Here is an 11820-nt window from a genome sequence, read left to right as displayed (position 1 = left end):
CTCCGCCTGCCCCTCACGACGTCAGCTCCTTCACGACTGCCGCCCGCGCGGCCTCGATGTCGCGCACGTCCTTCGTCCGGCCGTCGAGGTTCCGGGTCGCGGTGGTGAGGGCCTCGGCCAGCGCGTCGCTGTCGGCGCCGCCGTCCTTCCTGCGCAGCTGGGCGATGAGTTCGTAGTCCTCGATGCCCTCCTTCAACTGCTCCCAGCGGATGCTGGACATCGGGCCGTCCTTGCCCGGGTAGACCAGGTACTCGTCGCCCTGCGTGAAGATGTGCACCGGCTGCTTGAAGGGGTCGCTGGTCCAGCTGTTGTACGACCAGCGCAGGAAACCGTCCAGGTGCCGCTGGGCGGAGATCCACGGCAGCATCCGCGACTCGATCGCGGGCGAGAACGACAGTGTGTTGGGATGGGCCGGCGAGCCGTACACGTAGAAGGTCGTGATCTTGCCGGCCTTGCGCCGCTCCGCCACCTTCTCCTTCGTCATCGCGTCGATGCCGCCCCAGTCGACGGACAGGTTGGACGCGACGCCCTCGGTGCTGATCGAACCGGCCACCGAGATACGGTCGTCGAAGGCCGGCGCGACCTCGTGGACGAAGTCCTTGACCACCTTCATGGTGTCGACGGGCCGCTCGTCGAAGGACAGCCAGGTGTCCTCCAGCCAGCCCTTCGCCCTGAGGTGTTTCTCGAAGGCGGCAAGGAACGCTCCCCACGCCTGCCGCCAGCGGCCCCCGCCCAGACCGACGTTCTCGTAGACGGTCCTGCCGGTGCTGGTGTCGGTGTAGGTGAGGTGCTCCTGGTCCTGGAACGCCAGCATGGAGAAGGCGCCGATGTCCGGCCCCAGACCTGCGCGTCTGGCGGTCCGTACGTACTTGTCCCAGCGGTCGAAGTCGAAGGAGAAGGTCTTTCCGTTCCAGCTCCAGCCCACCATGCTGGTGTACGGCGTGGCGGTCTGCGACTCCCGGGTGCCGAGCGACCACTGGTGGTGCCACGGGTTGTCCACGATGGTGGTGTTGATGACCTTCTGGCCGCGCGAGGCCAGGTCGCGGTCGTACTTCTCGATCAGCTTCCAGTGGCGGTCGGACCAGAGCTTGACGCCGTGGTTCCTGGCGATCGTCTCCGGCTGCGCCCACACGTCGAGGAAGAAGCCGTAGTCCTTCGGGGCGGGCACGCTCGCGTCCGCGACCTCGATGGTCAGCGGATAACTGGCCTGGGTGCGGCCGTCGGCGTTGACCTTGACCGTGCCGGTGTAGGTGCCGGGCCTGGCCGCCTCGGGGATGTGGAAGGTGAACCACAGCGGTTGTGCCGCATACGCGGGCACGTCCACGGCATCCCGCTCCTGAAGCGGATCGCCGACCACGTCGGGGTCGCGGTCGCCGGACACCTCCTTGCCGGAGCTGACCTGGTCGATGGTGGCCGACCAGTCGACCTCGCTCTTGGAGCGCTGCACCGGCACGTACTTGACGAACCGGACCTGGGTGTCGCTCCCGGACAGCCTCGCTCCGCCGGGCCCGGTGAGATCACCGACCACGGCCTTGACGTCATCGAGGTCATGGCCGGACGCGATCGCCAGCTGCGCCGATACCTGCTCGCCCCGGACGGCGGAGAGTTCGAGCTCCTTGGTGTCCTTGCCCTGGATGGCGGTCATCGGGTAGCGCGGGACCCGTTCCTCCGCGGAGTCGGCGAAGGAGCCGGTGGGAACCCAGGTGATGGTGTCCCTGGTGCCCATGGCGTCGGCGACCTTGACGGTCAGCCAGGTGGTGGTGGTCCTGGAACCGGGGTCGGAACCGGTGCTGGTCGTCGTACCGGTGACGGCGATCGCGGTGGTGCTCGCCGCCACGACCACGCCCGCGACGAAGCCGGCGACAGCTGAGGACGTACGTGTCATGGGGCTGGGTTCCCTCTCTCACGTGCGTGCGGGGGCCCGGCAGGCCCCAGGGGAGGCCTGCCGGGGAACGGGGTGTGCCGGTGGCGCCGGTGGGGAGCGGTGGCGCCCGTGGTGTCAGGAGGTGACGGAGAATCCGCTGAAGACGGCTTCGATCGTCGTGCCGGGGTAGTTGGCGTTGGCCGCCCCCGCGACCATTCCGGCGTCACCGGGGCCGGCGGCCGACGGCACCTGGGCGGTGCCGACCTGCGACCAGGTGTCGCCGTCCCTGCTGGCGTACGCGGTGTAGGTGGCGCCGTCCCGGGTCAGCCTGAGATACGCCGGGTGGTAGGTGGAGCCGCCGCCCGCCCAGGTGTCGAGCTTCCCGTCGCCGTCGCTGTCGGTCATGAACTCGAGTCCGTACCGCTGGGTCATGACCAGCACCGCGTAACCGCCCTTCTGCGGCGCGGTCAGGTCGTTGGCGACGGCGATGCCTGCCTTGCCGACCGGTGAGGCGCTGTCCTGGGAGATCAGCCGGGCCTGCACGGTGGCCTTCTCCCCGGCCGCGCCGTGCCGGTAGACGACGCCCTTCTCGTCCTTCCAGCCGGACAGGTCCTGGCCGCCCGCCCAGATGGCGAACTGGTCACCGGCCTGGGCGTATCGGGCGTCGCCGGCGGTGGTGTCGGTCGTCAGGTAGGGCTCCCGCACCCTGCCCGGGACGGCCCTCACCTGCGCCTGCACGGTGTCGGACACCTTCGTCGAACCGTCGTGGACGGCGGTGCCGGTGAGGTCGTGGCCGCCCCATCGGGCGTCGTCGGCCGGGGTCACCGTCCAGGTGGTGGTGAGTGTGGCGCCGTTCTTGAGGGACCTCGCGGTGGTCGGACCGGCCGGCTCGGCGCTCCAGCCGTCGGGCAGCTCCAGTGCCGCCGTGGCGTGCCTGAGGGGCCGGGTGCCCCAGTTGGTCACCTCCGTGGTCACCTCGAACGGTGTACCGGAGTCGGTGGACGGGGCGTCCGGTGTGATCAGGACGGAGGCGGCCGGAGCGTCGTAGCGCCGCAGCGCCTTGATGGCCTTGGCCGCGCCCTTGGCCTTGAGGTCGACGAAGGCCGGGGTGACGCCGAGCGGCGCCGCGTACCCCTTGAGCGTCCTGGGGCCGCGGATCACCGTGCCCTGGTTCACGTCGTACCAGGTGCCCGGCGGCAGATGGACGGAGCGGGTGGCGCCGGTGCTCAGCTTGGGCGCGGCCAGCACGGCCGGGCCGAGCATCCACTCGTCGGAGACGGTGTAACTCGCCTCGTCCTTCGGGAAGTCGAAGAACAGCGGGCGCATGATGGGGTCGCCGGTCCTCAGGGTGCTCTGCACCTGATCCCAGATGTAGGGGGCGAGCTTCTCGTGCGTCTTGATCGCCTGTCGGTAGAGGTCGACCGTCTCCTGGTCGTAGTCCACCTTCTGCCCGGTGGTGGTGTCGTTGGTGTCCACGGGGGAGGTGGAGGCGTACATCAGCGGCATCAGCGAGGCGGATTGAGCCCACCGCACCAGCACGCCTTTCGACGGTGCGCTCTGGCCGCCGGAGCCACCGATCATGTCGGACTCCACGAACGGATAGCCGATGGTGGAGATGGCGAGGTTCTGGGTGGCGGAGGCGCGCAGTGAGTCCCAGCCGGTGCCCTTGTCGACCTGGCGGGTGACGAAGCCCGCCTGGTGGGCCGTCCGGTTCCAGTGCACCCGGATGCCGGCGCCCTGGAGGTCGAACTCGTCGGCGAGCTGCGTGCCGAGCTTCTGGTAGTCCGTGGCCTGATGACCCGCGCGCGGCGCGCACTTCTCGTCGAAGAAGCGGGTGTCGAACTTCAGCCCGTCGATGTGGTACGTGGCCATGAGCTTCCTGAGGTTGCCCTCGTACCAGGCCTTGGCGTCGGGATTCGCCAGGTCGATGATCCCGGCCCGGCCGTTCCACCAGGTCACCTCACACGGCTTGGTCGTGTCCTCGGCATCCTTGAGCAGGTAGTCGTGGTCGACCGCGTACCGGTAGTTGTCGGAGTCCAGGTTGATCCACAGGGTGACCCAGATGCCGAAGTCGAACCCCATGTCGTGGATCTTCTCGGAGAGGCCCTCGGGATCGGGGAAGGTCTTGGGATCCCAGGTCAGATTGCCGTAGTTCGACTCCCACTTGTCGTCGAGCTGGATGGTGTGCCCGTCCAGGCCGTTGTCGTGGAGGTCCTTGGCGTAGCCGAGCAGTCTCTCCTGGTCGACCTTGGTGTAGAACTGTGCCCAGGAATTCCACAGCGGCTTGGCGTACTGCTCGTACGTGGCGTCGCTCTTGGCCGGTTTGCCGACGATGCCTATGTAGTCGCGGTAGACGTCGAGCGGGGTCGACTCGACGAACACGGTGGCCTTGTAGGTGTCGGGCGACTCGACGGTGAAGGAGCCGAGGCCGTCCTTGCCCTTGCCGAGCACCACGTCCATGACGTTCCCGGTGTCGACGCGCAGACCGGTCGACTCCGAGGTGTACCAGAACGGGTCGATCATGTTGTACGACGCGGGGCCGAAGGTCTTGTGGTCGACCTCCCCGGCGTCGAGAGGCCAGGGCTGGTCGACGCCGGGACCGCCTTGGGGGGTCTCGGCCTCGCCGTGGCCGTACCAGTGGCCGGCCGACGCCAGGTCGTAGGTGAGGCCCAGCTGCTTCGGGGCGCCGCCTTCGACGTCCCAGTCGAGCTGGTAACGGTCGGCGCCGGGGGTGATCCGGGCCCGCACGGTGGCGCCGTCGAGCGTGCTGTCGGCGGTGACGGTCAGGACGCCGTCCTGCCACGTCCAGCCCGTGACGCCGGTCGCATGCTGCCACGTGCCGTCGGCCGCGGTGAAACGCAGGGCGCCGGTGTCGCCGGACGCGGTGCCGAGCACGGTCTTCCCGGCGCGGTGCGTGGTCAGCGCCAGTTCGTCGGTGGCCACGTCGAGGGTGTAGCCGGGGGCACCCGCGGAGGCCGGCACCCGGACCGTGACCGCGTGCGCGGTGCGGACCACGTTCGGCCCGCCGGTGCCACCGGTGCCGCCGGTGGCGGGGCGGGCTGAGGCCGTTTCCGCGGCGGGGTAGCCGGTGACCGGCGTCACCAGCATGGCGGCGGTCAGCGCGGCAGCGAACAACAAGCCGCCGGGACTGCTCGATCGGGCGTGCACTCGTGTCCTCCTGTCGGACAGGACGGTGACTCAGGAGCGGCGGTGCGTGGTGCTGGTGGCCCGCGACGTGCGCGGTCGTGCGCGATCACGAGGAAGCGCGGTGCCGGGCAGGGTTCGCCCTCTGCTTGAAGATGCGTGCAGATGCAAGATTGAAAGCAGTTTCGCTCATGCTCTTGCGGCAACCGCCACCTGTCAACATGCCGGGCGCGTGGTCTCCGGGTGCCCCGGCAGTGCTGCTGGGGCGGCAGCTGTCCTGGTGGCGGTCGGCACCGGGTCCGGCTGAGGCACGTCCGAGGGGCCGGAAACCGTCGGTAACGGACGGGTAAATTCTGCGACCTCCGCGAGACCCGCCCCCGGGGCCGGCCCGGTCAGGCCAGGATCACCGAACGGGTCAGATGGCGCGGATTGTCCGGGTCGAGCCCGCGGGCCGAGGCGAGGGTGGCGGCCAGTCGGTGCACCACGACGAGGTCCGCCAGCGGGTCCCGGCCCAGTGCCACCAACTGCCCGCCGGTCCGGGCGATGTCGTCGGCGAGACCGGACGGCAGGGCCGCCGGGTCCCCGAACCACCACGTCACACGGCCCGGTCCGGTGACGCTGATCGGCCCGTGCCGGTACTCCATCACCGGATAGGCCTCGGTCCAGGCGCACGCCGCCTCACGCATCTTCAGCGCCGCCTCCTGGGCGATCCCGTACGCCCAGCCCCGCCCCAGGAAGGTGAACTGCTCGGCCTCGAGCACCCCGGCCGGCAGCGGTTCGTCCAGCGCCGAGTGCCCCTGCCGCGGCAGTTGCCCGAGGTCCTCGCCCAGGTGTGCCCGCAGGAGGACCAGTTCCGTGCTGGCGAACCGGGTCTGGACGACCGAGGTCTCGTCGGCGAAGTCGAGCAGGACGACGGCGTCGGCCAGCTCCGTCACCGGTGCCCGCGGTACCGCGGACACGGCGGTCGTGGGGGTGCGGCCGCGGAGCCGGCGGAGCAGATCCAGCACCTCGGTCGTGGTGCCGGACCGGGTCAGCGCGAGCACCCGGTCGTAGGCACGCCCGGTCGGCATCTCGGAGGCGGGGAAGGCGTCGGTCTCGCCGTGGCCGCCCGACTCCCGCAGCGCCGCGTACGCCTGGGCGATGAACCAGGACGTCCCGCAGCCGACGACGGCCACCCGCTCGCCGGACCGGGGCAGCGAGGCGGAAGCGGGGCCGTCGGGCTGCCGGGCCAGTGCCACGGCCTGCCGCCAGCAGTCGGGCTGGGTGGCGATCTCGATCTCGGTCCGACTCATCGGGAAGTCTCCCCTCTCGGGCGCACGGCGTGACCGGTGCGTGATGTGGCGGCCCTTGACACCGTGCGCGATCCATTGAGCATCATGTCGCTTGATGATTGATAACACTCTGAATCGAGCATAAACAAGCAAGCGGGCCCGCAACCGGGCGAGCACGCGCTTGACCAAGCACGCCATGCGTGCGGAGAGGTACTCCGTGAAACGCCATCTCGCGGGCCTCGCCGGGGGACTGGCCCTGGCACTGGTTCTCACCGGATGCGGCAAGGGCAGCTCCTCCGACAGCGGCGGATCCGACGGCAGGACCATCAGCTTCGTCGCGGCGAAGTACGACGACGACACCCAGGCCTACTGGAGGGCGCTGATCAAGGACTTCGAGGCCGCGAACCCCGGTTACCGGGTGAATCTCGAGGTCGTCGACTGGGAGCAGATGGACTCCAAGGTCAAGACGTACGTCCAGACCAAGCAGGAACCCGACATCCTCAACTACAACAAGTTCTCCGACTTCGCCCGCGACGGTCTGGTGCACAAGGCGCAGGACGTCGTCTCTCCCGGGGTGCTGGCCGACTTCCTCCCGGTGTTCCGGCAGAAGGCGCAGTACGACGGAGTCCAGTACGGCCTGCCGTTCATCTCCAGTGCTCGCCTGTTCTTCTACAACAAGGACATCTTCGCCAAGGCGGGCATCGCCCACCCGCCGTCGACCTGGGCGGAGGTCGAGGCCGACGCCAGGAAGATCAAGAAGGCCGGTTACATCGGCCTCGGACTGCCCCTGGGGGCCGAGGAGGCCCAGGCGGAGTTCCAGATCTGGGCGATGAACAACGGCGGTGGCTGGACGGACGCCTCGGGCAAGTGGGCGATCGACCGGCCGGCCAACGTCGACACGCTCGCCTATCTGCGAAAACTGACGAAGGACAAGCTCACCCAGCCCAATCCGGAGACCACCAACCGCAAGGACGTCTTCAACGAGTTCGCACAGGGCAGGATCGGCATGCTGAACGGGGCGGTCTTCATGCGGAAGGGCTTCATCGACCCGGTCGACGCGAAACTGAACTACGGTGTCGCGGCCCTGCCGAGCAAGAACGGCAGCTCCCACAAGACACTCGGCGTGCAGGACTACCTCGTCGCCTTCAAGAAGAGTGGCGGGGCGAACAGGGCGGCGGTGAAGAAGTTCCTCGACTTCTTCTACCAGAAGCAGAACGCAGCGAAGTTCGTCTCCACCGAGGGCTTTCTGTCGGTCACCAGGTCGGCCGGTGAGGTGCTCAGTTCCGACAGCCGCAACGCCGCCTACTACAAGCCGTTCGTCGACGCCCTCTCCGACGCGGAGTTCGCCCCCACCGACGACCCCGCGTGGGCCGCGGTCGACGGCGCCGTGAAACAGCGCATCGGCACGGCGGTGGCGGGCGGCGACCCGGCGAAGGTCCTGGGCGAGATCCAGAAGACCGCGCAGAAGGGCGACTGACTTCGGTGGCCGTACACGACGTCACCACGAGCCCCACCGAGGCCGGACATCCGGCCCCGGCGACGTCGGCGCCGCCGTCGCCGCACCGTGGTCGCCGGACATGGCGTGCGCTGGACCCGCTGCTGTGGCTCGGTCCCGCGACCCTCCTCATCCTGACCATGGTCATCTGGCCGGTCGTCGAGATGATCCGTACGTCCCTGACACGGGTGAGCTCCACCGGACTGTCCAAGGGTTTCGCCGGAGTCCGCAACTACACCGACCTGTTCGCCGAGGGCGACCTGCCCGGAGTGCTGCTGCGCACCCTCGTGTGGGTCGTCGGGGTCGTCACCGTCACGGTCGTGGTCTCCCTCGGCCTGGCCGGGCTGCTGAACTCACGGTTTCCCGGGCGCCGGCTGGTGCGATGGGCGCTGATCGTGCCATGGGCCTCGTCCGTGCTGATGACGGCGCTCATCTGGCGCTGGATGCTCAACGACTTCTACGGCGTGGTCAACCGGCTGCTCATGGACCTCGGCGTGCTGGACGCGCCCGTCAACTGGCTGGCCGATCCGGGGCGGGCACTGGTCGCGATGATGGGCGTGGCGGTGTTCGTCTCGCTGCCGTTCACCTCGTTCGTGCTGCTGGCCGGTCTGCAGAGCATTCCCGCCGAGGTGTACGAGGCGGCGTGGGTGGACGGCGCCGGCCCGGTCCGCGGCTACCTCGGCATCACCCTGCCGCTGCTGCGGCCCTCGCTGGTGGTCGCCGCGATCATCAACGTGATCAATGTGTTCAACTCCTTCCCCATCATCTGGGCCATGACGCGCGGCGGCCCCGGCTTCGCCACCGACACCACCACCACCTACCTGTACAAACTCGCCTTCGACAACCAGTCGGTGGGGGAGTCGGCCGCCATGGCCGTCGTCAATTTCGGGCTGGTCCTGGCTGTGGTGCTGGTCTATCTGCGCGTCGTCCGCCGACAGGAGGACACCGCGTGAGCAGGACCGCCGCCACCCCTCGCGACGCCGTGCCGCGCAGCAGGCGGCCGAGACCGATGAAGCTGCGCACCGTCCTGCTCACCGCCGTCGGATGGCTGGTGGCGCTGGCGTTTCTCGCGCCCTACGCGGAAATGCTGCTGACGGCGCTCAGACCGACGCCCGAACTGATGAAGTCCCCGCCGTCCTACCTGCCCTCCCGGTGGCAGTGGTCGAACTTCACGCACATCTGGTCGCTCACCGACCCACGCGTCACGGACGCGCTGCTGTTCTCGCTGTACGTCGCCGGGGCGGCGACGCTGCTCGCCCTGGCCGTCGGGATGCCCGCCGCGTACTACACCGCCCGGCACCGCTTCCGCGGACGCGGCGCGTTCCTGCTGCTCGTACTCGTCACCCAGATGTTCGCGCCGACCGCGCTGCTGGTCGGCATCTACCGGGAGATGGTCAGCCTCGACCTGACCGACACCGCCGAGGGCCTCATCCTGGTGAACGCGGCGTTCAACCTGCCGTTCTGCATATGGATCCTCAACGCGTACTTCGCCGGCATCCCCCGGGAACTGGAGGAGGCCGCCTGGCTGGACGGCACCGGGCGGCTCGGCGCCCTGACCCGTGTCGTCCTGCCGCTCGCGATGCCCGGTGTGGTGACCGCGCTCGTCTACACCTTCATCGGCGCGTGGAACGAGTACGTGGTGGCGCTCACCATCACCTCGTCCGGCAACCGGATGACCCTGACGAAGGCGATTCCCGGCTTCGTCACCTCGTACCACGAGCAATGGCAGTACCTGTTCGCCACTTCGCTCGTCGCGATCGTGCCCGTGGTGGTGCTGTTCGCCTTCGTGGAGCGCTACCTCGTCGCCGGCCTGACCGCGGGCGGTGTCCGGGGATGACGCCAGGACGCGCGTTGCGGCCGGGTCCGGGCCCGGCATGGAAGCGGAACGCGCCGTCAGGCGCGGATGACCTCCACACCGGCCGCCGTGAACGACCCGGTCACCTCGTCCGAGGCGGCCTTGTCGGTCACCAGGACGTCGATGTCCTCCACCGGGCAGATGCGGGCGAACGCCCGCCGGTCCAGCTTGGAGGAGTCGGCGACCGCGACGACCTGCTGCGCGCGGCGGGCCAGCGCCCGGTTGATGCTGGCCTCGCCCTCGTGGTGGGCGGTCGCCCCGTGGGCCACGTCGATGGCGTCCACCCCGATGAAGACCTGGTCCAGTGCGATCTCCGCGAGCAGTTCGGTGGCCAGCGGCCCGATCAGCTCATAGGACGCCGGCCGGGCCACTCCGCCCGTCACCACCAGCTTGACGTGGCGCCGTACGACCAGCTCGTTGGCGATGTTCAGGGCGTTGGTCACCACGGTGACCGCCGTCTCCGCGCCGCCGGAACTCAGGTCGGCGCGGGTGGCCAGTGCCCGCGCCACCTCGGTGGTCGTGGTACCGCCGTTCAACCCCACCACGGCGCCGGCCTGCACCAGCCCGGCGGCCGCGTGCGCGATCCGCTCCTTCTCCGGAGCGTTGCGCGCGGCCTTGTAGCGCAGTGGCAGGTCGTAGGCGATCGCGTTGATCACGGCTCCGCCGTGCGTGCGGGTGACCATCTGCTGACGGGCCAGCTCGTCGAGGTCGCGCCTGATCGTCGCCGCGGAGACCCCCAACTTCTCGGCAGCCGGTTCGACTTCGATCCGGCCGTCGCGCGTCAGCATCTCGAGCAGCGCGTTCCACCGGGCCTGCGGTGCCGTCATCTCTCACAACCCCCTGTCGGTGGTGCGCGCCAGGACGTGCGCACCACCATGAAACCACAGTGCTTGATTAGGTGTTTTATGGTCTCTAAACGAGCAAAAACCTGCTCTTCCCACAAGCCTTCGCCTCTGTGCCGGCCCTCGCGCACAGGGATCGGAGGCCGATCGTGCCGCTGACCGCCACCGCCGACGTCGTGAGCTCCGCGTACCACGACGGACGGGCCGTCGGTGCGTTCAACGTGATCACCCTGGAGCACGCCGAGGCCGTGGTCAACGGAGCGGAAACCGCGGGCTGCCCGGTCATCTGTCAGGTCAGCGAGAACGCCGTGCGGTTCCACGGCAGCCGGCTCGACCCGATAGCCCGCGCCACCACCGCGCTCGCCGAGGCGGCCGCCGTCCCCGTGGCACTGCACCTCGACCACGTCACCGACGAAACGCTGCTGCGCCGCGCCGCGGACTGCGGCTTCGGATCCGTGATGTTCGACGCGTCCGCGCTGCCGCACGCCGAGAACGTCGCCGCCACGCGTGCCGCGGCGCATTGGGCACACTCCCAGGGCCTCTGGGTGGAGGCGGAACTCGGCGCGATCGGCGGAAAGGACGGAGTGCACGCGCCGTCGGCACGCACGGACCCCGATGAGGCGCGCGACTTCGTGCGCGCCACCGGAGTCGACGCGCTGGCCGTCGCGGTCGGGAGCTCCCACGCGATGACCACGCGCACCGCCCGGCTGGACCACGGTCTCATCGCCCGCCTCGCGGCGGCGGTCCCCGTGCCCCTGGTTCTGCACGGCTCGACGGGCGTGCCCGACGTGGAACTACGGCACGCGGTGGCCGCCGGCATGGTCAAGGTCAACATCGGTACCGCACTGAACGCCGCCTTCACCGGCACGGTCCGCGACACACTCGCCGCGGCGCCCGCGGCCGTCGACCCTCGGCCGGCCCTCGCCGCGGCACGCCGGGCGATGACCGATGCCGTGGCCTCGGCGCTGCGGACCCTGTCGGGTGGCGGAGCCGGGACGGGACGAGCCGAGCGGGCCCGCGCTGCCGACGCAGGGGGATGATGCGGCGGGACGGCGCCAGGGAGTGGGGGGCACGGCCGCTGGTCGAGGTCGGGGACCGCAGCGGTCCCACGAGGCTGCTCGCGACAGCCGCCGAGGAGGTGCCCGGCCAGGCGCGAGGGGCGCGGGCACGAGGCGGACACCGGCTGACGGCCGCCGCGTCCCGGGTGCGGTCCCGGACACCGGCCGACGAGCGCGGGCGACACCGCCGGCCGCGCCTAGTGCTGCGACCGGAAAGGTTCACCGGCTCGCGACGCCCGGCACGGCACCTCGCCGCGTTGTCGCACCACCCGAGTACATCCAGTACGCGGG

General features: G+C 69.8%; 8 protein-coding genes. 4 read left to right on the top strand and 4 right to left on the bottom strand.

Translation table 11 applies throughout. The features are described from left to right. Positions 1-13 precede the first annotated feature (13 nt). The 3 genes from ACWC21_RS27500 to ACWC21_RS27490 all read right to left on the bottom strand — a co-directional run bounded on the left by ACWC21_RS27500 (position 14) and on the right by ACWC21_RS27490 (position 6300). Positions 14-1885: a glycoside hydrolase domain-containing protein gene (locus ACWC21_RS27500; RefSeq protein WP_450885520.1), complete on the bottom strand. Its 1872-nt coding sequence runs from the start codon at positions 1883-1885 to the stop codon at positions 14-16. Positions 1886-1999: 114 nt separating this feature from the next. Further along, on the bottom strand, positions 2000-4972 hold the full coding sequence (locus ACWC21_RS27495; protein WP_450885611.1) for a TIM-barrel domain-containing protein: 2973 nt from the start codon (positions 4970-4972) through the stop codon (positions 2000-2002). 428 nt (positions 4973-5400) lie between these two features. After that, the gene (locus ACWC21_RS27490) at positions 5401-6300 is read right to left on the bottom strand and encodes an SIS domain-containing protein (protein WP_450885519.1); all 900 of its coding nucleotides are present in this window, start codon (positions 6298-6300) and stop codon (positions 5401-5403) included. A 196-nt stretch (positions 6301-6496) separates the two neighbouring features. On the opposite strand from ACWC21_RS27490, the gene ACWC21_RS27485 reads away from it, so the two are divergent. From ACWC21_RS27485 to ACWC21_RS27475, 3 genes are read left to right on the top strand one after another with little or no spacing between them, the layout of a single operon-like run. Next, positions 6497-7756 carry an extracellular solute-binding protein gene (locus tag ACWC21_RS27485; RefSeq protein WP_450885518.1) on the top strand — a complete coding sequence of 420 codons (1260 nt, stop codon included), beginning with the start codon at positions 6497-6499 and terminating at the stop codon, positions 7754-7756. Positions 7757-7761: 5 nt separating this feature from the next. After that, positions 7762-8727, top strand: a complete 966-nt coding sequence (locus ACWC21_RS27480; RefSeq protein ID WP_450885517.1) for a carbohydrate ABC transporter permease — start codon at positions 7762-7764, stop codon at positions 8725-8727. Beyond that, a complete protein-coding gene (locus ACWC21_RS27475) occupies positions 8724-9611 on the top strand; it encodes a carbohydrate ABC transporter permease (protein ID WP_450885516.1) in 888 nt (295 codons plus the stop codon). Before ACWC21_RS27480 ends, ACWC21_RS27475 begins: the two co-directional genes overlap by 4 nt. Before the next feature lie 56 nt (positions 9612-9667). Here the strand turns inward: ACWC21_RS27475 and ACWC21_RS27470 are convergent, their stop codons facing one another. Continuing rightward, complete coding sequence (locus tag ACWC21_RS27470) at positions 9668-10456, bottom strand: DeoR/GlpR family DNA-binding transcription regulator (RefSeq protein WP_450885515.1); 789 nt, start codon at positions 10454-10456, stop codon at positions 9668-9670. A gap of 164 nt (positions 10457-10620) precedes the next feature. Between ACWC21_RS27470 and ACWC21_RS27465 the strand changes: the two genes are divergently transcribed. Further along, the gene (locus tag ACWC21_RS27465; protein ID WP_450885514.1) at positions 10621-11511 is read left to right on the top strand and encodes a class II fructose-bisphosphate aldolase; all 891 of its coding nucleotides are present in this window, start codon (positions 10621-10623) and stop codon (positions 11509-11511) included. Positions 11512-11820: the final 309 nt, after the last annotated feature.

The organism is Streptomyces sp. NPDC001348 (assembly GCF_053597535.1).
This window is presented reverse-complemented; position numbering and strand designations above follow the sequence as displayed.

Coding starts and splice junctions, on each gene's coding strand:
- ACWC21_RS27500 (WP_450885520.1), bottom strand. CDS start 1,885: ATGACACGTACGTCCTCAGCTGTCGCCGGCTTCGTCGCGGGCGTGGTC.
- ACWC21_RS27470 (WP_450885515.1), bottom strand. CDS start 10,456: ATGACGGCACCGCAGGCCCGGTGGAACGCGCTGCTCGAGATGCTGACG.
- ACWC21_RS27495 (WP_450885611.1), bottom strand. CDS start 4,972: ATGCTGGTGACGCCGGTCACCGGCTACCCCGCCGCGGAAACGGCCTCA.
- ACWC21_RS27490 (WP_450885519.1), bottom strand. CDS start 6,300: ATGAGTCGGACCGAGATCGAGATCGCCACCCAGCCCGACTGCTGGCGG.